Genomic DNA, 23,210 nt, shown 5'->3' with positions numbered 1-23,210 from the left:
ATAAATTATGAAAGCCAAAACTCTCATTGCAGCGCTTTTCTTCTCAGGATTGATCTATGCTCAGGAATCTAAGAAAGATACTGCGAACACCAAAAATATAGAAGCTGTTACCTTAACAAAACAAGTCTTCAAAAAACAAAGCGACCGTTTTGTTTATGATGTTGCCGCTTCACCAGTTGCAAAAGGAAATACAGCCTTCAGTCTATTGAAACAGACACCGCTTGTTTCCTCAACTGATGACAAAACTTTGAAGATCATTGGAAAAAACAATGCCGTTATCTATATCAATGGTAGAAAAACCAATATGGACGCCGAGTCATTAACTCAATTCCTGAAAAATACTCCGGCAGAAAACATTCAGAAAATCGAAGTGATCACCCTACCCGGAAGTGAATATCAGGTGGAATCTTCTGACGGGATCATCAATATCGTTCTAAAGAAAAAAATGACCGACGGGCTGAACGGAAATATGAGAATGGGGAATTCCCAAAGTTATTACAACTCTTCTTATGCAAGTCTTTCACTTAATTACAGAAAAGATAAGCTGGGAATCAGCTCTAATATCAATACAAGCCAAAATATTCAGGAACAATATTATATTTTGAAAAATGGGACATCGACTTCCAGCAATCAATCCGAAGGGAGAGTGACCGACCCAAATAAAAATCTCGGAGGTTATTTAAACATTGATTATCAACTGAATGACAATAGCAATTTGGCTTTGACGTGGAACTCTTGGGCGAATAGAAGTTATGGTTCGACTTCTAATCTATTCAACACAGTAATTGCTCCAAAAAATGGTATTGAATCCACAACTTACAACTACACCAAAAATCTTGAAAACTCTCGTTCGTACAACAACTCATTTAACTTGAATTACGAATTGAAGACAGACTCTTTAGGAAGTAAATTAAATTTGAATGCGGCTTATCTGCATTACAAACGTTTTCAAAATGCCGACAACAGAACATTCAGGTCCGATATGTTTCAGAATTTAAATAGTTTACAAGTACAAATCTCGCAAAATACACCTCAGGTTATTAATAACTTTTCTTTTTTAGGAGATTACATCAAGAAATTTAAAAATGATTTTACTGTTTCTGTCGGTGGGAATTATAACAAAACAAAAACAGATAATGACACACAAAATATTACTTCATATTACGACGAAAATGATAATCTTGCCGAATATGATGACGCTGGTAATGTGATTGTTAAAAATCCAATTTTTAATCCCAATCATTTTATCTATGATGAGAATATTTACGGAGTTTATTTGACGCTTGAAAAGAAATTTTCTGACAAATTCTCCGGAAAGATCGGTGCAAGATATGAGATCACAAAAAGTGTCGGAACATCCGATAATTCTGAAAATCCTGCTCTGAACAGATTTGAGAGAAATTACAATAACTTTTTGCCTTACATCAGTCTGAATTATGGCATCAATGACAAAAACAATATCTCTTATGCCTTCTCCAGCAGAATGAGAAGACCAAGTTTCTGGGAACTGAATCCTGTCAAGAATTACCTGACAGATGTTAATTACACTCAGAATAATCCTTTTGTAAAAGCAGCTTCAGTTTACACCAATGAGTTGACTTATATGTTCAAGAATTCTTATTTCTTGATTCTGAATCACTCTTATACAAAAGATGTCATCACGCAGGTTTCCTTGATTGGAGCTCCAGTTTCTCCAACCGGAACAGTTGGTCAAGACCAATTGAGATACATCAGGACCAATTTTGGAGATAAACAGGAAATGTCTGCTATGATCGGGATGCAGAAATCATTTTTCAAACAATATCTAACAACCAATTTCAATATTGGAATGCAGAGAAATATCAATAATGGTTTCCTAAATACCGACCCGATCACAGGCGATGTTTTTCCAGATTATGTGAACAAAATAAAGTCTAATAGCTTATTGATCCAAACGAATAATACAGTAAGACTTGACAAAAAGAAAACCTGGTTTCTTGGCGTAAACTATTGGTATGTTGACAATCAGCAGATCGAATTGGGACAACTGAAATCATTGATGAGTCTGGACGCCAACATCAAGAAAGTTTGGAACGATTGGACATTTGCTTTGGAAATCTATGATATCTTGAAAACAAACAAAGTCGAGATCAGCGATTATTCTCAAGCTGACGGAAAATACAATTACATCAACCAAAATCAATATAACCAGAGCGTGAACTTCAGCATCACTTATAATTTCGGGAACAAAAAAGTTCAGAAAATAAGAGATATCAGCAGCGCAGACAAAGACATTAAAAACCGCACCAGATAACATACATTATATTTTCTTATCAAATTATTATTTTCAAAAGAAATCCCGAAGAAATTCTTCGGGATTTTTTATTTCTGTTTAAATGATTTATTTCTTCGGTAAGAAAACCTCAGCTAACATACATCTGGCACTTCCGCCACCGTTGGTTTCTATCACTTCCAAATCGGAATAGATAATTTCACAATATTTTTCGATTGCGGAAACTTGTTCAGGCTTCAAAGACCTATAAGCACTTTGACTCATTACCAGGAATTTTTCTCCAAAATGATTCTGGACCTGAAGCATATTTCCAGCAAAATTCTGCATTTGATCTTCGGAGATTTCTATCAGTTCTTTACCAGAGCTTTTAATCGTTTCAGTGACTTTTTCTCTTTCCAGTTCGTCATCGATGCAATCTAGGCAAATCACCACAAATTTGTCAGCAACACACATCATCACATTGGTATGATAAATCGGTAATCTTTCTTCTCCTGCCGTCTGATAAGAATGAAAAACCACAGGCTTGAATCCAAACTCACTACAGAATTTTCTAAACAAATCCTCATCCAATCTCAACGAAACCGAGCCATAAGCAATCTTGTTATCGTGGTCGAAAATCATACTTCCCGTGCCTTCCAGGAATTGATTATCTTTTTCAGCTTCAGAATAATCGATGATTTCATTGATATTGAATTGTTCCTTGATTTGGTCAAGAATGTCATTTCGTCTCTCCAAACGTCGGTTTTCAGCAAACATCGGATATAAAACGACTTTTCCGTCTCTGTGAAAACTTACCCAGTTATTCGGAAAAATTGAATCCGGCGTTTTCGGGTCAAGCGTATCTTTTATGGTGATGACATTAATTCCCTTTACTCTCAGTTTCTCAACAAAAGCATTGAATTCCTTCAAAGCTTCCCCTTGAACATTGCCTTCCTGTTGAACCTGAAAATAATTATTAACCGCCGTTTGCTCATTGAATCCGAAAGCAACCGGTTCTATCATCAAAACTGTATCTGTAGTTTGCATATTATCGAACTAAATTTAAAATTTAATTTATCTCGCAGATTTTTCAGATTTAGTAAATCTTCCCAAACTAAAATTTTGCAAAATTTGCTGAATCAGCGAGAAATATCTGACTCATTCTCTCACCAACGGCAAAGTCGAACACCTCAACAATCCTCCCATTTTGGAAATCTCGCGGTAAGGAATTTCTTCCACAGTCATTCCCCACTCGTCTCTGAGATGATGATTGAGTCTTGTGAAGGCTTTATCAGAAACCACTATATCCGGAGCAATTGAGAAGATATTAGGAACCATATCGAACATTTCTCTATCATTGATCTCGAAGCAGTTTTCTTCTCCAAAAATGTCAACCAACAATTGATAATCAGACTCATCTACAAATCCATTTTTGTAAATGATACATTTGTCATTCCCAACAATATTGAATGTACAATCCAAGTGAAGAATCCCCTCGTAAGGTTTTGTATCATTTTTCCTCAAATCAAGGTCGATGATCCTTTTCTTCGGGAAATATTCTTTCAGAATTTCGATCGCATACTCATTGGTTCTTGCCGTCTTCAGATTTCTGTAATCCGGGCTGTAACTGGTTCCGATGAAAAGGAATCCGTTCCAGACAATCACATCTCCACCTTCGATATGGGCAGTTTCCGGAAGGTTGATGATATTTCTCCAAGAGACTTTATCGATGATGTGTCTGTAAGCTTCCTGCTCGTCCGCTCTATCCGGAATGATATTCGAAATTATCATTTTATCTTCTATCACGAACGCCACGTCTCTCGCAAAAACCTGATTGTAATCTTTGATGATTTTCGGTCGGAAAACCTCAACATCATACTTTTTCAGAACCTTTTCGAACTCTGTCATTTCAGAGATAATATCTTGCTCCTTTGGGTAGATATTATTCTCGATCGTATGATAAGATTTAGCATCATAACTTTCTTCCAGAGTCGGGACGGCACCATTAGATTTTGGTTGTCCAAGAACTACGGATTTCAGTCTTCCAGTCTCATTTTTGATATTTAGTTTCATATGTTACTTACAGTCATTTCCAGAGGTCATATGCAATCGCATGATCAGAAGATATTTTCTAGTACAAATAACAGCGATTTCATAATTTCAGAATCACGCAAATATAATTAAAGCATTCAAACCTGTAATATTTTATTTTAGTTAATAACACCTGCCAGAGCGAGATTGTTGGAGAAAATTTTAGATTAATTATAATATTGCCGAAAAAAAATCCCCGAAAAATTACTTTCGAGGATTTTATATTGATTTTCAAAAATTTTTATCTGTTTGCAATATCCACATAGTCACGAAGTTGCGAACCTTGATAGATCTGTCTTGGTCTTCCAATAGGATCTCCTTTCAATCTCATTTCTCTCCATTGAGCGATCCATCCCGGCAATCTTCCCAATGCAAACATTACTGTGAACATTTCTGTCGGGATCCCCAAAGCTCTGTAGATGATTCCAGAGTAGAAATCTACGTTTGGATATAATTTTCTCTCGATGAAATATTCGTCTTCCAAAGCCACTTTTTCTAGTTGCATTGCAATATCAAGTGCTTTATCCTGAATTCCTAATTTTCCTAGAATATCGTCAGCCGCTTTTTTGATGATCTTCGCTCTTGGATCGAAGTTTTTGTAAACCCTGTGTCCGAAGCCCATCAATCTGAAGCCATCGTTTTTATCTTTAGCTTTGGCAACCCATTTGTTGACATCACCGCCATCCTTTTCAATCAATTCAAGCATTTCGATCACCGCTTGGTTTGCACCTCCATGAAGTGGTCCCCAAAGTGCAGAAACACCAGAAGAAATTGAAGCAAAAAGACCTGTGTGGGCAGAACCTACCATTCTTACTGTAGAAGTAGAACAGTTTTGTTCGTGATCAGCGTGGAGGATCAATAATTTATCTAAAGCTGCCACTACAACCGGATCCAATTCAAATTCCTCATTTGGTAATCTGAATGCCATTTTGTAGAAATTCTCAACATAGTTCAGGCTATTATCGCCGTGATTGATTGGTAAACCTTGCGTTTTTCTGTACGTCCAAGCACAAAGATGAGAGAATTTTGCAATCATCAATTCTGATGCATAATCCAATTCTTCTTTTGATTTTACATCTACCGCTTTTGGATTGAAAGCTGTAAGTGCAGAAGTCAAAGAAGAAAGAACTCCCATAGGGTGTGCAGAACGAGGGAAAACATCAATCAGTTTTTTAAGCTCATCTGCAACAAAATTATATTTTTTGATATTATTTTCGAATGAAGAAAACTGTTCTGCTTTTGGCAATTCGCCATGAAGCAAAAGATACATCACCTCCGTAAAATTAGATTTTTCAGCAATCTGCTCTATTGGATAACCTCTGTAGAACAATTCCCCTTTATCACCATCTAGGTATGTAATTTCACTAATTGTAGCACCTGTATTTTTGTAACCAAGATCTAAGGTGATCAACCCTGTTTGATCTCTCAATTTAGAAATATCAATTCCTCTGTCACCGATAGTACTATCTACGATTGGATATTCGAAGCTTTTTCCATCGTAATTCAATATAACTTTATTATCTGACATTTTAAAAAAAATTTTGTCTGCTAAATATAGGACTTTCATCCCTAACTGTCAACTGACAAATGTCATAAATTGGGATTGATTTTGCTTATAATGATAATTGACTGATTTCAAAACAATTATAATTTTAATAATAATTTGATTATCAAATCAATAAAACGAAAAAGCCTTTGAAAATTTCAAAGGCTTTTTATAGATATAAAGCAAAATTACCTTTTGATTTTGAAAGCATCCAATCCTGGGAAAACAGCGGTTTCTCCAAGAGCTTCTTCAATTCTTAACAATTGGTTATACTTCGCCATTCTATCAGATCTGGAAGCTGAACCAGTTTTGATCTGTCCACAGTTTTGGGCCACAGCAAGATCAGCGATTGTAGCATCTTCTGTTTCTCCAGACCTGTGAGACATTACTGTTGTATATTTGTTTTGTTGAGCCATTTGTACAGCAGCCATCGTTTCAGAAAGAGAACCAATTTGGTTTACTTTTACAAGGATAGAATTAGCTGTATTTTCTTTGATACCTCTGGAAAGTCTTTCAACATTAGTTACAAATAGATCATCACCAACCAATTGTACTCTGTCCCCGATTTTCTCAGTCAACAATTTCCAACCTTCCCAGTCATTTTCCTGCATACCATCTTCGATAGAAATAATTGGATATTTGTTTGCCAATTCGGCCAAGTAAGACACCTGCTCGCTGCTTGTAAATTGAGCAGCATCCGGAGTTTGGAATTTTCTATAATCGTAGATCCCATCTTTGTAGAATTCTGAAGCGGCACAATCCAAAGCGATCATCACATCATCACCTGGCTTGTATCCTGCTTTTTCAATGGCTTGTAATAACGTATCCAAAGCATCCTCAGTTCCCGTGAAAGTTGGAGCAAAACCTCCTTCGTCACCAACAGCAGTAGACAAACCTCTTCCGTGAAGGATAGATTTCAAACTGTGGAAGATCTCAGTTCCTTTTCTCAAAGCGTGAGAGAAAGAATCCGCTTTTACCGGCATCACCATGAATTCCTGGAAAGCGATCGGCGCATCTGAGTGAGAGCCACCGTTGATCACGTTCATCATTGGAACAGGAAGTGTGTTAGCATTTACACCGCCCACATATTTATAAAGAGGCAATCTTAGTTCGTTAGCTGCAGCTTTTGCGACTGCCAAAGAAACACCTAAAATTGCATTTGCACCTAATTTCCCTTTGTTAGGCGTACCATCAAGCTGAATCATTACAGCATCGATCAAGTTTTGTTCGAAAACCGGAAGACCAATTAATTCTGGTGCGATAACTTCTTTTACATTTTCAACAGCCTTCAAAACACCTTTCCCAAGGAATTCTGGTGCGCCATCTCTTAGTTCCACCGCTTCGTGCTCTCCTGTAGAAGCTCCGGAAGGCACAGCTGCGCGTCCCATAGCTCCACTTTCTGTGAAAACATCTACTTCTATTGTAGGATTCCCTCTGGAATCTAAAATTTGTCTTGCTTCGATAAATGAAATGTAACTCATTGTCTTGATGTTATTTTAAGATTTTTATTTGTTTTATTTTTTTAAAGCATTGCAAATTTAAACATTTTAAATATTATGTAATGAATCCTTTTAGATATTTGATAATCTCAAAAGATGATTTATTTCAATATCTTATATTTTATTTTTATGATGCCTTCATTCAAGCTTGCAATCTTTTTAAAAGCCCCTTGGCTAAGGTCAAATTCCCGAGATGGCTTCAAAGGACCTCGGTCATTCACCGTTATGATCACCGATTTACCATTATCTATATTAATGATCTCCACTCGAGTCCCGAAAGAAAGCGACCTATGGGCACCTGTCATTTTATAGTGTTTATAAGTTTCCCCGCTAACCGTTTTCTTGCCATCAAATTTGTCAGCATAATATGAAACCGTCGTAGATCTATATCCTGAGCTGTGATTTGAAGAATTCCGACTTCCACAGGAAAAAACAACTATTAATAATATGTATGTTTTCAACACATAATGGAGTATTCTGTAAAAAGTTTTCATTATTATAATTTACAAAGGTTAATAAATCAACAATAAAAAATGTTAATTGTTCATTAATATTTTGTTTATATTGCAGAAATTTCTAATTTAGTTTTAGAATTAGTTTAGAGATTAAAATATAATCTCCTATTTAAATGAATTACGAAAGTATAAAATTAACGATAGACGGAAAAATCGCCATTGTCACGATCAACAGGCCAGAAAGCTTAAACGCCTTGAATGCTCAGGTTCTTAACGATCTGGAAAAAGTTTTTGATTATCTGGATTCTGAGAAGACCGCTAATTGTGTCATTGTCACAGGAAGCGGAGAAAAGTCTTTCGTCGCAGGAGCAGATATTAAGGAATTTCCTTCTTTTACCCAAGAACAGGCAACTGAACTATCAAAAAGAGGGCATTTTATTTTTAACAAAATAGAAAATCTCAGCAAACCGGTAATTGCAGCAGTCAATGGTTTCGCTTTGGGCGGAGGATTGGAATTGGCAATGTCATGCCATATAAGATATGCATCTGAAAATGCGAAACTTGGTTTACCAGAAGTAACTTTGGGATTGATTCCAGGATATGGAGGAACGCAGAGATTACCAAAATTAGTAGGAAAAGGAATTGCTAATGAAATGATTTTCTCCGCAAAGATGATCACTGCTGAAAAAGCCAAATCAATTGGTTTGGTAAATGAAGTTTTTCCTCTTGAAGAATTGCTTCCAAAAACGAAGGAATTGGCTGAGCAAATCATTAAAAATTCACCCCAAGGAATTGCAAAAGCAATCAAGGCGGTGAATGCAAGTGACTCAGAAAATGGAATGGAGACTGAAATCAATTCCTTTGGAGATTTATTTGCACAAGATGATTTTAAAGAAGGCGTTTCTGCATTTATTGAAAAAAGAAAACCTATTTTCAATTAAATTTGCAGAATGAATTATAATAAATTCGACATTGCTTATCTTAAGATGGCTTCCGAATGGGCGAATCTTTCCTATTGTAAAAGAAAAAAAGTAGGAGCTCTTATTGTAAAAGACCGAATGATTATTTCTGACGGATACAACGGAACTCCTTCTGGATTTGAGAACAATTGTGAGGATGAAGAAGGAAAAACAAATTGGTTTGTTCTACATGCAGAAGCTAATGCAATCTTAAAAATTGCTGGAAGTACACAGTCCTCAAAAGGTGCAACATTATATATAACAATGTCTCCTTGTAAAGAGTGCAGCAAGCTTATATTGCAATCCGGAATCGAGAAAGTGGTGTATATGACCGGCTACTCTGATGACAGCGGGTTAGAATTTTTAAAAAATGCAGGAATCGAGATTTTAAATATCACTGAACAAGAATTATATCATTTATGAAATAAATAATACATAATACAAAAACAATAAAAAACACAAATTATGAACTGGTCCGAAAAAATTACAGACTTCTCAAATTTTCTCAAATTTGAGAAAAGTTTCTCTGACAACACACTTGACGCTTATGTCAGAGACATCAAAAAGCTGGAAAGCTTTGCAACAACAGAGTTAGAAGATGTATCTCCACAGAATATATCTTACGAAAACCTACAGGAATTCATCTACCAACTTTCTAAAAAGAAAATCAGCGAAAGATCCCAGGCAAGAGGAATCTCTTCTATAAAGGCATTTTTCAAATTTCTTTTGGAGGAAGAATATAGAGATGACAATCCATCTTCTCTTCTAGAAGGTCCAAAATTGGGCTTATACCTTCCTGATACTTTGAGTATGGATGATATCGACAGAATCATAAACAGTATTGATAAAAAAACAGACATTGGACAAAGGAACCAATGTATTCTGGAAGTTCTGTATGGTTGTGGTCTCCGTGTTTCTGAACTGGTGGATTTGAAAATATCTAATATTAATTTCAAAGAAGGATTTATCATTGTAGAAGGGAAAGGCGAAAAGACCAGACTTGTCCCACTTGCACATTCTACAGCAGAATATCTGCACCACTATATACAGAACGTCCGAAACAAAATCAAAGTCAACAAAAAACATGAGGATATTGTATTTCTAAATACTAGAGGTACCAATATGTCTAGGGTTATTGTTTTCATCATCATCAAGGAATTGACTCAAAAAGCCGGAATCAGCAAGAGTATTTCGCCACACACCTTCAGACACTCTTTTGCGACCCATTTGTTGCAAAACGGTGCCGATTTGAGATTTATTCAGGAAATGCTAGGACATAGCAGTATCACAACAACTCAAATCTATACGCATCTGAAAACTGAAGAATTGAGAGATGTTATTTTAAATTTCCACCCAAGAAACAGAAACATCGCGTAGTTTTCTTAAATTTATCCAATGGAAAATTTGAGATTCTGCCCCAAATGTGGGCAGGAAAAATTATTGTGGAATAATATCACCAAATTTAGTTGCAGCAATTGTGATTTTGTTTTATATCATAACACTGCTGCAGCCGTTGCGGTAATCATAAAATATCAGGACGAATTATTTTTTACAGTAAGAAATCAGGAGCCCGGAAAAGGGAAATGGGATTTACCCGGAGGTTTTACCGACCCAAAAGAAAGCTCTGAAGAAACTTGTTCAAGAGAGCTAAATGAAGAATTGGGATTAATAATTAATCCTGCAGAGTTTAAATATCTGGGAAGCCAGCCGAACATCTATCCTTATAAAAACATTGATTATAACACTTTAGACCTATTCTACCTGTATGATGTTGAAGAGAAATTTGAAATCAAACTGGAAGAATCCGAGATCTCTGAAACCATTTGGATAAAAGCTTCAGAACTTGGCTTGGATAAGATCGCTTTTGAATCTCAGAAACGATTTCTTAAAAATTACATTGATAAACTTTAATAAAAAACCGGAAACTAATTTCCGGTTTTTGTTTTATTATTTCCATTTGATATTGCAGCCTAAACTTGGTCTTTGAAAATCTTCTTGCTCCGCTCCGGCCAAAAGATTTTCAAAAGCGATAATCAAGTCTTCTCCTGTGATTTCTTTCTGATTTCCTGGTCGAGAGTCGTCCATTTGTCCACGATAGATCAAATTTAGATTTTCATCGAAGAAATAGAAATCCGGTGTGCAGGCCGCATCATAAGCTTTTGCTATTTCCTGAGACTCGTCGTACAGATAAGGGAATTTGATGCCTCTTTCATCCACAAACTCCATCATCATCTCCGGAGAATCTGCGGGATATCGATCCACATCATTAGAATTGATTCCGATAAATTCAATTCCCTGAGATTTATAATCTTCATACAATTCTTCTAATTTATCAATGATATGAAGGACAAACGGACAATGGTTACACATAAAAACAACCAAAGTTGCTTTCTTTCCTTTCAAAGATTCAAGACTTTGTAATTCGTTATTTTTTGACGGATCAGGAAGTTTGAAATCAGGAGCTTTTGTTCCCAGAGCCAACATATTTGAAGGTGTATTTGACATTGTTTTGATTTATTAATTTGATGATTAATCTATTTTATTCAGCAAAGATAATGCTTCTTGCAGAGAATTATCATAGTTGACCCAATTTACATTTTGCAACTTTCTATTCCACGTGGTTTGGCGTTTTGCATAACGTCGGGAGTTTTTCTTGATCTCTGAAACGGCAAAATCCAAATCCCATTCTCCGTCAAAATACCGGAACAATTCTGAATAACCAACGGTTTGCAAAGCCACTTTATCACTATCCGCGATCAAACTTTTTGCTTCTTCCAGCAATCCGTTTTCCATCATTTTGTCAACCCGGTGGTTGATTCTTTCATAAATAATTTCTCTTGGCGCATCAATTCCGATTCTGAGCGTTTCAAAATTACGTTTTGTTTTCGGTAAACTAAGGTTTTCGGTATAAGTTTTTCTGGTTTGCCAAATGATGTCGATTGCTCTTAAAAGTCTTCTGGGATTATCTTTATCAACTATAGAATAATATTCCGGATCAAGTTCTTCTAGTAATTTTTGTAAGGGCCCAATGCCTTCGTTTTCGAAAATTGAAATTAGCTTTTGTTGATTTTCTTCATTTGCAATTGGCAAATCGTTCATTCCTTCCACAACAGCTTTTTCGTACATCCCACTTCCTCCAACCATTATGGCAATATCTTTTTCTGCAAAAATCTCATCCAATTTTTTCAAAGCCTCTTCTTCAAACAGGCCTATCGAATAATAATCATTAATACTAAGATTCCCAACAAAATGATGTTTCGCTTCGGCTAATTCTGTATCGGTTGGCATTGCTGTTCCAATTCTCATTTCTTTATAAAACTGGCGCGAGTCACAGGAAATAATTTCCGTATCGAGATGTTTTGCCAAATCGATTGCCAATCGGGTTTTCCCGATTCCTGTAGTTCCAATGATGGAGATAAGACGTTTCAAAAACTTAATTTTTGCAAATTTACGAAATCATTATTTTGATTTAAACGCAAAGTCCGCAAAGATTTTTATAAATAACCAACTGCTTTAAGGTACGCAAAGGCGTAAAGCTTAACAAAATGAAAATAATTGCTGAACAAAGTGCCCTTGCGAAACTTAAAATATTTTCAATTATTACAATGAAACTTTGTGTTCATTGCATTTAAAATATTCTCAAAAGGTTTTGATTTTTTAAAGTAATAATTACTTATTTTTACAATCAGAATGGCTTTCAAATTACCAAACTCCAAACTTCCTGATGTGAAAACAACGATTTTCACAGAGATGAGCTTATTGGCACAGCAGGAAAACGCAGTCAATCTTTCCCAGGGATTTCCAGATTATCAGCCTGATGAAAATTTAATCAAATACCTCGGTGAATTTTCAAAAAAAGGTCATAATCAATATGCACCTTTGTTTGGAATCAAAGAGCTGAGAGAAGAGATTTCCAGGAAATTCAATCTTCAATACCAAGTTGATTATCGTCCGGATTATGAGATCAATATCACTGCTGGCGCAACTCAAGGGATTTTTACCATTATTTCTGCATTTGTGAAAAAAGATGATGAAGTCATTATCTTCGAACCGGCTTACGATTGTTACGAACCCGCAATCATCCTGAATGGCGGAATCGTAAAAAATGTCAAAATGCTTTATCCGGATTATGAAATCAATTGGAATGAAGTTAAAAATCTGGTTTCCGAAAAAACCAAGATGATCATCATCAATAATCCGAATAATCCTTCCGGAAAAATCCTGAAACAAAACGATATCGATGAATTGATTTCGATTGTAAAAAATACGAATATCATTATCCTGAGCGATGAAGTTTATGAAAGTATCACTTTTGATGAAAAGCCTCATCTGACTTTAGCAAAATATCCTGAACTGAAAGAAAGAACTTTTGTGGTTGGCTCTTTCGGCAAATTGCTGCATATCACCGGCTGGAAAATCGGTTATGTTTGTGCGCCTTCGGATTTGATCAATGAGTTCAGAAAAGTTCATCAATTTAATGTGTTTTGTGTGAACACGCCGGCACAATTTGCTATTTCTAAATATTTGCAAAATGTTGATGACCTCAAATCAATCTCAACATTTTTCCAAATAAAAAGAGATTATCTTAAAAGTGCTTTGAAGGAAACGCCTTTCCAATTATTGGATTGTGAGGGAACATATTTTCTGTCTGCCAATTTTGGCGCAATTTCTGATAAGCAAGACAAGGATTTTTGTTATTGGTTGGCGCAAGAATACAAAGTTGCAACTATCCCTTTTTCTGCATTTTATAAAGATAGAACTGATGAAAAAGTGATTCGATTTTGTTTTGCCAAAGAACAGGAAACATTGGACAAAGCCATAGAAAAGTTATTAAAAATTAAATTATAATATGAAATCGTCTCAATAAAATCTTAATTATTTGCTTAAAACTAAATGACGATTGCATAAAACCGAAAATAAAAAAAATAATAAATCTTATATGAAAAAATTAATTATCGCCGCTTCTTTATTAATAGGAGTTAGCGCATTTTCACAAGCAAAATTGGACCCGACAAAACTGAATTATTTTTCTGTGGATGTAAGTCCAATGGATGCAGCTTACTATCCAATTCAGGTAACGTCCTCCAAATCGGATACTCCAAAAGTCAAAGTGGTTTATTCCCGTCCACAAAAAAAGAACAGAGTTGTTTTCGGAAACCTTGTGAAATTCGGAGATATTTGGAGATTCGGAGCGAATGAAAATTCTGAAATCAAATTCTATACGCCAGTAGTAATCGGTGGAAAAGAAATTCCCGCAGGAACTTACAGTATTTTCGCTATTCCATTTGAAAAAGAATGGACAATTGTTCTAAATTCTGACATCGATAAATGGGGCGCCTACGCTTATGACAAAAGTAAAGACGTTGTGAGATTCAATGTTCCGGTTGAGAAAACAAGCTCTCCAATCGAATATTTTTCCGTGACATTTGTACAGACAAAGTCCGGAGCAGATCTGTATGCTGGCTGGGATAATTCTCAGGTTAAATTTCCGATTGAATTTAAATAACCTACAAAATCTTTAATAAAAAAAACCTTATCAGACTTGATAAGGTTTTTTGTTTTTTATAATTTCATAGAAAGTAAATCTTCAAAGTTTTGGATTTGAACTTTTGGATTTTCGATTTTCCCAAAACCGTAAGTGGCATAAATAAAATCTACGCCAGCCTTTTCAGAAGATTCTTTGTCCCAAATTGTATCGCCAACATAGACCGGATTTTGTAAATTATTACGTTCCACAATCAGGCTGATATTCTTATCCTTTGATAAACCATCGTTTCCGAAACATTCGAAATCTTCAAACAAATCTTCAAAACTAAAAAACTCGATGAAGTTTTCTATATAACCTTTCATGCAATTGCTGACGATGAAAAGTCGGTAATTTTCAGTTAATCTTTCTAATGTTTCTTTTACATTTGGGAATAATTTGCCACCATATTTTTTAAGATATTCGCTTTCTTTTTTTGCATAGATCTTTTCGAATTCCTGCAATTTGTCTTTTGGAATAAAACTGAAATGTTGACTAAAAATATCATCCATCTTCATTCCGGAAAAGTCTCTTACGGTCTTCGATGTAATATTGATATCAAATCCAATCTTCTGAATACCATCATTAAAAGCTTTTACAACGGTTTCCGAAGCATTCCAAAGTGTTCCGTCCAAATCAAAAATAATACTATCTCTTTCGCTCATTATAAAATCTTTTCTCCATTAATGTAAACATGTGCCGGCAAAAGACTCCCCTGCTGATAAAGGATATTTTGGAAATTATCTGTTTCATAAGTAATGAAATCCGCTTTTTTTCCTTCTGTCAAAATTCCTCTATCCTCCAGATCCAAAGCAAAAGCTGCCCGAAAAGTGATGGCAGCAAGAACTTCCGCCGTCGTCAATTTCTGATAAGTCGCTAAAATCGAAGCTTGAGTTACGAGGTTTCCCATTGGAGCAGAACCTGGATTCCAATCGGTTGCGATAGCAAGGATCCCGCCTTTGTCAAGAATTTTCCTAGCGGGAGAGAATGGCTCTCCTAAGCCTAGACTCGCACCCGGTAAGGCAATCGCGACCGTATTTGAGTTGGCCAGAAATTCGATATCTTCATCAGCTGTAGCTTCTAAATGATCTGCAGATTTTGCACCAACTTCAACCGCAATTCTGGAGCTTCCGGCTGTAAACTGGTCTGCATGAACAGTGATTTTAAAGCCTAATTGTTTTGCTTTTTTAAGAAACAGTTTGCTTTCTTTAGGTTGAAAAGCCGATCTTTCTATAAAAATGTCAACCCGATCAGCTAAGTTTTCTTCTTTTACTTTTGGTAAAATTTCTTCCAAAATATAATTAAGATATTCCCCAGAAGTACCTTCGAAATCTTTTGGCTTGAGATGTGCTGATAAACAGGTAGGAATAAGAGTTGCGTTTGTGTGACTCTGAGCTTTTTTAACAGCTCGGAGCATTTTAAGTTCCTCTTCAAGATTCAATCCGTAACCGCTCTTTATCTCAACAGTTGTAATACCTTGTTTAATAAGTTGCTTGACTCTTTTCAAAATTCCTTCAACTAAATCTTCTTCTGAAGCGTTTCTTGTATGTTCCACAGAACTCCAGATTCCACCACCGGATTCTGCAATTTCGAGATAGGTCTTTCCAGCATTTCGCATTGCAAAATCGTTAGCGCGATTTCCTCCGAAACAAATATGCGTGTGTGCATCCACAAAAGCCGGAAGTGCAATCTGTTCGCCTTCAATCAAATCAATTTCAGAATCTGGAAAATCTTGTTTTAAAGAATCAAAGCTTCCAACTTGTCTAATAATTCCATTTTTTGTAAGAATTCCTCCATTTGTAACGATTTCTAAAGATTCATCGTTTAATTTTCCTTTTAACGGAAGATTGTTGAGGGTAATTATTTGCTTGAAGGGTCCTGATAATTTCATAAAAAAACTTGAAATGTAAAATTAACAATAAACTTTGTGTTTTATACAATCAATATAAATTGTATTTTTACAATAAATTTAATAATTGATGAAAACAATATTCATTACAGCAAGCCTACTATTTAGTGGAACATTTTTGCAAGCGCAACAAATTGATTTAGCCAGAAATGCACATTTCGTTAAATCAATGGACGAGATCAATAGCGGAAAATCTGTTTTAAAATATTCTGATATACAAGGTAATCCTTTTTATAAAAATGGTTTTTCGGAAGCAAGAATCGGAGATACAGGAACTACCCTTCCTGTAAGATATAATATGTACAAGGATGTTTTCGAGGTACGGAACGATAGCGACATTTATGCAATACCCAAAGAAAATACATTTTCAAAATTTGTTTTTGTAGCTACTAATGAGAAATTTATTTTGGCTAATGATGACGAAGGTTTTGCTGGTTACTTCTTAGTCCTAACAGAAGGAAAAAATAAACTTCTTAAGAAGATTGCTGTAAAATTCAGTCCAGAAGTTCCAGCTCCTAACACTTTGATTCCTGGAACTCCTGCAAAGTTTGAAAATCAAAAACCTGTTTATTACATAAAGACAGATGAAAATATAATAAAACTCACTAAGAAAAGTGAAGATTTACTAAGTGCGCTTCCTAGTGATAAAAAGGATGCTGTAAAAGATTTCATCAAAACAAAGAAAATCAAATTCAATCAGGAACTTGATCTTATTGCATTGGCTAATTTCTTAAATAAATAATAGAAAAGAGATGCAAATTGCATCTCTTTTTTATTTTAAAAAATCTCTCTTCCTATCTTCAGAATATTATCGCTTTTCCCCATCGAATAAAAATGCAGAACCGGAATTCCAAAGTCTAGCAATTCTTTGCTTTGATTGATGGCCCATTCTATTCCGACCTCGCGAACATCATTGTTCGTTTTACATTTGATAACTTCATTGATTAAAGCTTCAGGCAAATCGATTTTAAAAACCTGTGGCAACATTTGCAAGTGTGTTTTTGTAGCAATCGGTTTGATGCCTGGAATAATTGGGACATCAATTCCTATTTCTCTGGCTTGGTTTACAAATTCAAAGAATTTCTGGTTATCAAAAAACATTTGAGTAACAATATAATCTGCTCCAGCATCTACTTTTTTCTTCAACATCTGAAGGTCATAATTCATAGAAGGTGCTTCAATATGCTTTTCAGGATAACCTGCAACACCGATGCAGAAACTATTATCTGTATCAGATTCTATCTTGCCGTGAAGATATTCCCCAATTCCCAAGTCGTGAATTTGTTTTACCAAATCAGAGGCGTATTTATGTCCACCAACAGATGGTTCAAAATATTTTTCGCCTTTCATCGCATCACCTCGCAAAGCTACAATATTATTGATACCCAGATACATACAATCCACCAAAAGATACTCGGTTTCCTCTTTGGTAAATCCACCGCATAAAACGTGTGGAACTGTATCAACGTTATATTTATTTTGAATGGCCGAACAAATTCCCAAAGTTCCTGGACGCATTCTTGTTATTTTTCTTTCCATCAAACCGTTCCCTCTTTCCAGAAAAATATATTCTTCCCGAGAAGTTGTAACATCTATGAATGGCGGTTTGAACTCCATCAGCGGGTCTATATTTTTATATAAATCAGCAATCCCAACTCCTTTTTGTGGAGGAACAATTTCAAAAGAAAAAAGCGTCTTGCCGTTGGCGTTTTTTATATGGTCAGTAATTTTCATTCAATAATTTTAAATAATATTAATCCGCAAGATTCGGAGCAAGCCATTTTCTGGCATAATCCAATTCAACATCTTTTCTTTCAGCGAAATCTTTTAATTGGTCTTCATCGATTTTTCCAACCCCGAAATATTTTGATTTTTCATTTCCAAAATAATAACCAGAAACCGCCGCTGTTGGCCACATTGCCAAACTTTCAGTCAAAGTCACTCCAATGTTTTCTTCGACTTTTAATAAATCCCAAATCGTCAATTTTTCCAAATGGTCAGGACATGCAGGATAACCTGGCGCAGGACGAATTCCAAGATATTTTTCTTTGATTAATTCGTCGTTATCCAAAGTTTCATTTTCGGAATAGCCCCAATATTCGGTTCGGACTTTTTTATGAAGATATTCGGCGAAAGCTTCTGCAAAACGGTCTGCCAAAGCTTTTACCATTATTGCATTGTAATCGTCATTTTGGTCTTCATATTCTTTTGCCAATTCATCCGCTCCGAAACCTGTACAAACACAGAAAGTTCCAATATAATCCTGCTTCCCGGAATTTTCAGGAGCAATAAAATCACTTAAAGCAAAATATTCTTTGCCTTCCGATTTTTTATGTTGCTGACGCAAGGTTCTGAAAGTCGAAATGACATTTTGATTGTCATCAAAAACCAGAATATCATCTTGTTCATTCGCATTCGCAGGGAAAATCCCAAAAATACCTTTGGCAACAAAACTCTTTTCTTTTAAGATTTTTTTGAGCATTGTCTGCGCTTCATTGAACAAAATCGTTGCCTGTTCTCCAACAACATTATCCGTCAAAATCTCAGGGAATTTCCCAAACAATTGCCAGCTTCTGAAAAAAGGTGACCAATCGATAAATTCAACTAATTCATCCAGATTTTGGTCTTCGATGATTGTAATTCCTAATTTTTTAGGTGTGTGAATCTCTTCATTTTCCCAATCGATTTTGAATTTCTGTTTTCTCGCTTCCTCAATAGTCACGTATTCTTTATCAACCTGGCGGTTCAGGAATTTTTCACGGAATTCATCATAATCTTTTCTGATTTCCAAAGCATAAGCATTGGATTTATCCTGATTCAAAAGCGCACTCACAACACCAACTGCTCTGGAAGCATCATTCACGTGAACAACCGTATTGGAATATTTTGGAGAAATTTTAACTGCCGTGTGAGCTTTAGAAGTTGTTGCGCCTCCAATTAACAATGGAAAATCAAGGTTTTTGCGCTCCAATTCATCAGCAATGTGAACCATTTCGTCCAGACTTGGTGTAATCAATCCACTCAATCCAATTACATCCACTTTCTCATCAATCGCCGTCTGGATAATTTTTTCAGCAGGAACCATCACACCCAAATCTACAATTTCGTAATTGTTGCAACCCAAAACCACGCTTACAATATTTTTTCCAATATCGTGAACATCGCCTTTTACTGTCGCCATCAGTATTTTACCATTGGATTTTTGGGTCTGGTCTTTTTGTGCTTCAATAAAAGGTTGCAGATAGGCCACAGCTTTTTTCATTACTCTCGCCGATTTTACAACCTGAGGCAGGAACATTTTTCCGCTTCCGAAAAGGTCGCCGACAACCCCCATTCCTGTCATCAGATTGATTTCGATAACATCAAGCGGACGTTTTGAAATTTCCCTTGCTTCTTCCGTATCTTCTTCTATAAAACGGTCAATTCCTTTTACTAAAGAATGCGTAATCCTTTCTTGCAAAGGCATTTCCCGCCAAGCCAAATCTTCCGCTTTTTCCTTTTTTGTAGATTTGACCCTTTCGGAATAATCGAGAAGTTTTTCGGTTGCATCGTCTTTTCTGTCGAGCATCACATCTTCCACCAACTCCAGCAAATCTTTCGGAATTTCATCATAAACTTCCAACATTGTAGGGTTCACGATTCCCATATTCATTCCTGCTTTTATGGCGTGATAAAGGAAAACAGAATGCATCGCTTCTCTTACCGAATCATTGCCACGGAAAGAAAACGACACATTGGAAACACCACCACTTACAGAAGCATTCGGAAGATTGGTGCGAACCCAGCGTGTTGCTTCGATAAAGTCAATCGCATTTCTGCGGTGCTCATCCATTCCTGTTGCAACAGGAAAAATATTAAGGTCGAAAATAATATCCTCGGAAGGAAAACCAACCTGATTCACCAAAATATCATAAGACCTTTTGGAAATTTCGATTCTTCTTTCGTAATTATCGGCTTGTCCAACCTCATCAAACGCCATAATTATGGCTGCCGCACCGTATCTTTTTATCGCTTTCGCCTGCTTGATGAATTCTTCTTCACCACCTTTAAGACTGATGGAATTAACAACTGGTTTTCCCTGAACAACCTGCAATCCAGCTTCCAGAATTTCCCATTTGGAAGAATCTATCATAATCGGAATTCTGGCAATATCTGGTTCGGAAGCAATAAGGTTAAGGAATTTTACCATTGCATATTTTCCGTCCAAAAGTCCGTCATCCATATTGACATCAAGAATCTGAGCGCCGCCTTCTACTTGGTTTCTTGCAATATCCAGAGCTTCGGCATATTTTTCTTCCTTAATGAGACGAAGAAATTTTTTGGAACCCGCAACGTTGGTTCTCTCTCCAACATTGATAAAGTTGGATTCGGGAGTTATAATCAAAGGCTCAAGGCCTGATAATTTCAGATACTTTCTTTTACAATCTGTTTCCATAATTATTGACTAATTACCGATAATTGTCTCGGCTTGTAATTTTTTGCCAAATCAGCAATGGCATTGATATGGTCTGGCGTTGTTCCACAACAACCACCAATGATATTAATTAATCCTTTTTCTAAATATTCTTCGACCTGATTTGCCATCTGTTCCGCAGTTTCGTCGTATTGACCGAAGGCGTTCGGTAAGCCGGCGTTTGGATATGCAGAAATTCCGAAATCTGTGTGATTGGCAAGAATTTCCAGATAAGGCGTCAATTGTTTTGCACCCAAAGCACAATTAAAACCAACACTTATCAAGTCCATATGAGAAACCGAAATCAAAAATGCATCGGCAGTTTGTCCACTCAAAGTTCTTCCAGAAGCATCGGTAATAGTTCCTGAAACCATAATCGGAATTTTGATATTGCGTTCTTCTCTTATTTCATCAATGGCAAAAAGTGCCGCTTTTGCATTCAAAGTGTCGAAAATGGTTTCTACCAAAAGAATGTCGGAACCGCCGTCCAGCAAAGCTTCTGCCTGTTGTTTATAAGCAATTCTGAGTTCATCAAAAGTGATTGCCCTGTAACCTGGGTCGTTTACATCTGGACTAAGACTCGCCGTTCTGTTGGTTGGCCCAATTGAACCAGCAACAAATCTTGGTTTGTTGGGATTTTGAGCAGTGAATTCGTCACAGACTTTTTTGGCGATTTTGGCCGATTCGTAATTAAGTTCGTAAACCAAATCTTCCATATGATAATCCGCCATAGCAATCGTAGTTCCTGAAAATGTGTTGGTTTCGATGATGTCTGCGCCGGCTAAAAGATATTTTTTGTGAATTTCTTCGATGGCTTCCGGTTGTGTCAAAGAGAGCAAATCGTTGTTTCCTTTGAGTGAGGATTCCCAATCTTTGAAACGCTCACCGCGATAATCTTCTTCCGAGAAATTGTAGCGCTGAATCATTGTGCCCATTGCGCCGTCCAAAATCAGGATGCGCTCGGAAATGGCTTTATATAATTGTTCTGAATTTTTCATTTTTTCCATAGGTTTTTACCAACGGTTATTGATATTGAACCCTGTCGGGTTCTGAATTTCTTTGTTCTTTTTTACCATAGGTTTCACCTACGGCTACTGATATTAAATCCTTCGGATTCGTTCTGTCTATACTTTTTTATCGTCGATTGGAAGAGGAAACCTCGACATAGCCCTGATGGTAGCGGCATCCTTTTTTTGCTTTTGACTTAATTTCTTTTTGATGACAAATCTTCCTAAGCAAAAAAAGATATAGCGGACAGAGAGTTGGAATCATGATTCGAAGTCTTAAACTTGTTGCTCCTTCCTTCGACTCCGCTTAAGATGACATTAGTCCAAAGCCTGTTTCAAATCGTTGATAATGTCATCTATATTTTCCAATCCGACGGAGCAACGCACCAATCCGGCGGTGATTCCAACTTCGTTTCTTTCTTCATCGGAAAGTTTGGAATGCGTTGTGGAAGCAGGATGTGTAACAATCGTCCTCGTATCTCCCAAGTTTGCGGAAAGGGAACACATCTTAATTCTGTTTAGGAAATTTCGTCCGCCTTCGATTCCACCTTTGATTTCGAAAGCCACGATATTTCCGCCTAATTTCATTTGCTTTTTAGCAATTTCGTAGCTTGGGTGAGACTTCAGGAAAGGATATTTTACCAATTCCACATTCGGATGATTTTCCAGAAACTCGGCAACTTTCTGCGCATTTTCGCAGTGTTTTTCAACCCGAATGGCCAGAGTTTCCAGACTCTTGCTCAAAACCCAGGCGTTGAACGGCGACATCGCCGGACCTGTGTTCCTTGCGAAAAGATAAATCTCACGAATCAAATCTGCTTTTCCGACGGCAACTCCGCCAAGAACTCGACCTTGGCCGTCAATCAGTTTCGTTGCGGAATGAACGACAATATCTGCGCCGTATTTGATTGGCTGTTGCAAGTAAGGTGTTGCGAAACAGTTGTCTACGATGAAAATCAGGTTGTGTTTTTTGGCAATTTGCCCGAAGAATTCTAAATCTAAAATCTCGATTGCCGGATTTGTTGGCGTTTCCAAGTACAAGATTTTTGTATTTGGTTTGATGTATTTTTCAATATTCTCGGCGTCTTCAGCTTTGAAATAAGTTGTTTCAATATTCCATTTTGGAAAATATTTCGTGAACAATGTGTGTGTAGAACCAAATACCGACTGACAACTCACAATATGGTCGCCCGCATCAAGCAACGCTGCAAATGTTGAATAAATCGCCGCCATTCCTGTTGCGAAAGCGTAACCAGATTCCGCACCTTCCATTTTCGTGATTTTATCAACAAATTCTGTGACGTTTGGGTTGCTGAAACGGCTATAAAGATTTTTGTCTTTTTCTTCTGCAAAACTTGCACGCATATCTTCCGCATCTTCAAATACGAAGCTTGACGTGAGGTATAATGGTGTGGAATGTTCGTCAAACTGAGTTCTTTCGGTTTGCGTTCTGATGGCTAATGTTTCGAAATTTTGATTTTCCATTTCTATATTTTCCGTAGTTTTATTTACGGTT

Annotated in this window: 21 protein-coding genes; 8 read left to right on the top strand and 13 right to left on the bottom strand. The window is 36.4% G+C overall.

Translation table 11 applies throughout. The annotated features are described in order from the left end of the window. Window positions 1-7: 7 nt before the first annotated feature. On the top strand, window positions 8-2,293 hold the full coding sequence (locus BLT30_RS01115; protein ID WP_089870697.1) for a TonB-dependent receptor domain-containing protein: 2,286 nt from the start codon (window positions 8-10) through the stop codon (window positions 2,291-2,293). An 87-nt stretch (window positions 2,294-2,380) separates the two neighbouring features. On the opposite strand, the gene ctlX is transcribed toward BLT30_RS01115, so the two are convergent. From ctlX to BLT30_RS01090, 5 genes are all read right to left on the bottom strand, one after another. After that, on the bottom strand, window positions 2,381-3,298 hold the full coding sequence (gene ctlX, locus BLT30_RS01110) for a citrulline utilization hydrolase CtlX (protein ID WP_089870695.1): 918 nt from the start codon (window positions 3,296-3,298) through the stop codon (window positions 2,381-2,383). 111 nt (window positions 3,299-3,409) lie between these two features. Next, window positions 3,410-4,324 carry a dimethylarginine dimethylaminohydrolase family protein gene (locus tag BLT30_RS01105; RefSeq protein WP_089870693.1) on the bottom strand — a complete coding sequence of 305 codons (915 nt, stop codon included), beginning with the start codon at window positions 4,322-4,324 and terminating at the stop codon, window positions 3,410-3,412. A 259-nt stretch (window positions 4,325-4,583) separates the two neighbouring features. Beyond that, window positions 4,584-5,870: a citrate synthase gene (locus BLT30_RS01100; protein WP_089872832.1), complete on the bottom strand. Its 1,287-nt coding sequence runs from the start codon at window positions 5,868-5,870 to the stop codon at window positions 4,584-4,586. 206 nt (window positions 5,871-6,076) lie between these two features. Then, complete coding sequence (eno, locus tag BLT30_RS01095) at window positions 6,077-7,369, bottom strand: phosphopyruvate hydratase (protein ID WP_089870692.1); 1,293 nt, start codon at window positions 7,367-7,369, stop codon at window positions 6,077-6,079. A 119-nt stretch (window positions 7,370-7,488) separates the two neighbouring features. Continuing rightward, window positions 7,489-7,881 (bottom strand): septal ring lytic transglycosylase RlpA family protein, encoded by a 393-nt coding sequence (locus BLT30_RS01090; RefSeq protein WP_245707087.1) that lies wholly within the window; start codon window positions 7,879-7,881, stop codon window positions 7,489-7,491. A 134-nt stretch (window positions 7,882-8,015) separates the two neighbouring features. Between BLT30_RS01090 and BLT30_RS01085 the strand changes: the two genes are divergently transcribed. Genes BLT30_RS01085 through BLT30_RS01070 form a run of 4 tightly spaced genes read left to right on the top strand, consistent with a single transcriptional unit; the run spans window position 8,016 to window position 10,712 of the window. Next, window positions 8,016-8,783 (top strand): enoyl-CoA hydratase/isomerase family protein, encoded by a 768-nt coding sequence (locus BLT30_RS01085; protein ID WP_089870690.1) that lies wholly within the window; start codon window positions 8,016-8,018, stop codon window positions 8,781-8,783. Window positions 8,784-8,792: 9 nt separating this feature from the next. Next, on the top strand, window positions 8,793-9,224 hold the full coding sequence (locus BLT30_RS01080) for a deoxycytidylate deaminase (RefSeq protein ID WP_089870688.1): 432 nt from the start codon (window positions 8,793-8,795) through the stop codon (window positions 9,222-9,224). 42 nt (window positions 9,225-9,266) lie between these two features. Further along, on the top strand, window positions 9,267-10,178 hold the full coding sequence (gene xerD / locus BLT30_RS01075) for a site-specific tyrosine recombinase XerD (RefSeq protein WP_089870686.1): 912 nt from the start codon (window positions 9,267-9,269) through the stop codon (window positions 10,176-10,178). An 18-nt stretch (window positions 10,179-10,196) separates the two neighbouring features. Next, a complete protein-coding gene (locus BLT30_RS01070; protein WP_089870684.1) occupies window positions 10,197-10,712 on the top strand; it encodes an NUDIX hydrolase in 516 nt (171 codons plus the stop codon). Window positions 10,713-10,748: 36 nt separating this feature from the next. Here BLT30_RS01070 and BLT30_RS01065 read toward each other — a convergent pair whose 3' ends face one another. After that, on the bottom strand, window positions 10,749-11,306 hold the full coding sequence (locus BLT30_RS01065) for a thioredoxin family protein (RefSeq protein WP_089870682.1): 558 nt from the start codon (window positions 11,304-11,306) through the stop codon (window positions 10,749-10,751). A 24-nt stretch (window positions 11,307-11,330) separates the two neighbouring features. Further along, entirely contained in the window at window positions 11,331-12,230 is a 900-nt protein-coding gene (miaA, locus tag BLT30_RS01060) for a tRNA (adenosine(37)-N6)-dimethylallyltransferase MiaA (RefSeq protein WP_089870681.1), read from the bottom strand. A 261-nt stretch (window positions 12,231-12,491) separates the two neighbouring features. Here miaA and BLT30_RS01055 point away from each other — a divergent pair, with 261 nt between their 5' ends. Together BLT30_RS01055 and BLT30_RS01050 are read left to right on the top strand one after the other, a co-directional pair. Further along, on the top strand, window positions 12,492-13,649 hold the full coding sequence (locus tag BLT30_RS01055) for a methionine aminotransferase (RefSeq protein WP_089870679.1): 1,158 nt from the start codon (window positions 12,492-12,494) through the stop codon (window positions 13,647-13,649). Between the two features lie 91 nt (window positions 13,650-13,740). Next, on the top strand, window positions 13,741-14,307 hold the full coding sequence (locus BLT30_RS01050) for a DUF2911 domain-containing protein (protein ID WP_089872828.1): 567 nt from the start codon (window positions 13,741-13,743) through the stop codon (window positions 14,305-14,307). Between the two features lie 56 nt (window positions 14,308-14,363). Here BLT30_RS01050 and BLT30_RS01045 read toward each other — a convergent pair whose 3' ends face one another. Both BLT30_RS01045 and hutI read right to left on the bottom strand, forming a co-directional pair. Next, window positions 14,364-14,990 (bottom strand): HAD family hydrolase, encoded by a 627-nt coding sequence (locus tag BLT30_RS01045; RefSeq protein WP_089870678.1) that lies wholly within the window; start codon window positions 14,988-14,990, stop codon window positions 14,364-14,366. Continuing rightward, the gene (gene hutI / locus BLT30_RS01040) at window positions 14,990-16,216 is read right to left on the bottom strand and encodes an imidazolonepropionase (RefSeq protein WP_089870676.1); all 1,227 of its coding nucleotides are present in this window, start codon (window positions 16,214-16,216) and stop codon (window positions 14,990-14,992) included. The genes BLT30_RS01045 and hutI overlap by 1 nt, the downstream gene beginning before the upstream one ends. An 88-nt stretch (window positions 16,217-16,304) precedes the next feature. On the opposite strand from hutI, the gene BLT30_RS01035 reads away from it, so the two are divergent. Continuing rightward, window positions 16,305-16,976, top strand: a complete 672-nt coding sequence (locus tag BLT30_RS01035; protein ID WP_089870674.1) for a hypothetical protein — start codon at window positions 16,305-16,307, stop codon at window positions 16,974-16,976. A gap of 35 nt (window positions 16,977-17,011) precedes the next feature. On the opposite strand, the gene metF is transcribed toward BLT30_RS01035, so the two are convergent. The 4 genes from metF to BLT30_RS01015 all read right to left on the bottom strand — a co-directional run bounded on the left by metF (window position 17,012) and on the right by BLT30_RS01015 (window position 23,179). Continuing rightward, on the bottom strand, window positions 17,012-17,968 hold the full coding sequence (metF, locus tag BLT30_RS01030; protein WP_089870672.1) for a methylenetetrahydrofolate reductase [NAD(P)H]: 957 nt from the start codon (window positions 17,966-17,968) through the stop codon (window positions 17,012-17,014). Window positions 17,969-17,987: 19 nt separating this feature from the next. Further along, a complete protein-coding gene (metH, locus tag BLT30_RS01025; RefSeq protein WP_089870670.1) occupies window positions 17,988-20,669 on the bottom strand; it encodes a methionine synthase in 2,682 nt (893 codons plus the stop codon). Window positions 20,670-20,671: 2 nt separating this feature from the next. Continuing rightward, window positions 20,672-21,685, bottom strand: coding sequence for a homocysteine S-methyltransferase family protein (locus BLT30_RS01020; RefSeq protein WP_089872826.1), 1,014 nt, complete (start codon window positions 21,683-21,685; stop codon window positions 20,672-20,674). 327 nt (window positions 21,686-22,012) lie between these two features. Next, a complete protein-coding gene (locus tag BLT30_RS01015) occupies window positions 22,013-23,179 on the bottom strand; it encodes an O-succinylhomoserine sulfhydrylase (protein ID WP_089872824.1) in 1,167 nt (388 codons plus the stop codon). Window positions 23,180-23,210 lie beyond the last annotated feature (31 nt).

Origin of the sequence: Epilithonimonas hungarica (genome assembly GCF_900102265.1) — a bacterium.
In the GTDB taxonomy this organism is placed as follows: domain Bacteria; phylum Bacteroidota; class Bacteroidia; order Flavobacteriales; family Weeksellaceae; genus Epilithonimonas; species Epilithonimonas hungarica.
The sequence above is the reverse complement of the archived record's forward strand: the minus strand, read 5'-3'. Positions and strand labels throughout refer to the sequence as shown.

Excerpts from the sequence above, each read along its gene's own strand:
- BLT30_RS01115 (WP_089870697.1), top strand. The coding sequence starts at position 8 with ATGAAAGCCAAAACTCTCATTGCAGCGCTTTTCTTCTCAGGATTGATC.
- ctlX (WP_089870695.1), bottom strand. The coding sequence starts at position 3,298 with ATGCAAACTACAGATACAGTTTTGATGATAGAACCGGTTGCTTTCGGA.
- BLT30_RS01105 (WP_089870693.1), bottom strand. The coding sequence starts at position 4,324 with ATGAAACTAAATATCAAAAATGAGACTGGAAGACTGAAATCCGTAGTT.
- BLT30_RS01100 (WP_089872832.1), bottom strand. The coding sequence starts at position 5,870 with ATGTCAGATAATAAAGTTATATTGAATTACGATGGAAAAAGCTTCGAA.
- eno (WP_089870692.1), bottom strand. The coding sequence starts at position 7,369 with ATGAGTTACATTTCATTTATCGAAGCAAGACAAATTTTAGATTCCAGA.
- BLT30_RS01090 (WP_245707087.1), bottom strand. The coding sequence starts at position 7,881 with ATGAAAACTTTTTACAGAATACTCCATTATGTGTTGAAAACATACATA.
- BLT30_RS01085 (WP_089870690.1), top strand. The coding sequence starts at position 8,016 with ATGAATTACGAAAGTATAAAATTAACGATAGACGGAAAAATCGCCATT.
- BLT30_RS01080 (WP_089870688.1), top strand. The coding sequence starts at position 8,793 with ATGAATTATAATAAATTCGACATTGCTTATCTTAAGATGGCTTCCGAA.
- xerD (WP_089870686.1), top strand. The coding sequence starts at position 9,267 with ATGAACTGGTCCGAAAAAATTACAGACTTCTCAAATTTTCTCAAATTT.
- BLT30_RS01070 (WP_089870684.1), top strand. The coding sequence starts at position 10,197 with ATGGAAAATTTGAGATTCTGCCCCAAATGTGGGCAGGAAAAATTATTG.
- BLT30_RS01065 (WP_089870682.1), bottom strand. The coding sequence starts at position 11,306 with ATGTCAAATACACCTTCAAATATGTTGGCTCTGGGAACAAAAGCTCCT.
- BLT30_RS01055 (WP_089870679.1), top strand. The coding sequence starts at position 12,492 with ATGGCTTTCAAATTACCAAACTCCAAACTTCCTGATGTGAAAACAACG.
- BLT30_RS01050 (WP_089872828.1), top strand. The coding sequence starts at position 13,741 with ATGAAAAAATTAATTATCGCCGCTTCTTTATTAATAGGAGTTAGCGCA.
- BLT30_RS01045 (WP_089870678.1), bottom strand. The coding sequence starts at position 14,990 with ATGAGCGAAAGAGATAGTATTATTTTTGATTTGGACGGAACACTTTGG.
- hutI (WP_089870676.1), bottom strand. The coding sequence starts at position 16,216 with ATGAAATTATCAGGACCCTTCAAGCAAATAATTACCCTCAACAATCTT.
- BLT30_RS01035 (WP_089870674.1), top strand. The coding sequence starts at position 16,305 with ATGAAAACAATATTCATTACAGCAAGCCTACTATTTAGTGGAACATTT.
- metF (WP_089870672.1), bottom strand. The coding sequence starts at position 17,968 with ATGAAAATTACTGACCATATAAAAAACGCCAACGGCAAGACGCTTTTT.
- metH (WP_089870670.1), bottom strand. The coding sequence starts at position 20,669 with ATGGAAACAGATTGTAAAAGAAAGTATCTGAAATTATCAGGCCTTGAG.
- BLT30_RS01020 (WP_089872826.1), bottom strand. The coding sequence starts at position 21,685 with ATGAAAAATTCAGAACAATTATATAAAGCCATTTCCGAGCGCATCCTG.
- BLT30_RS01015 (WP_089872824.1), bottom strand. The coding sequence starts at position 23,179 with ATGGAAAATCAAAATTTCGAAACATTAGCCATCAGAACGCAAACCGAA.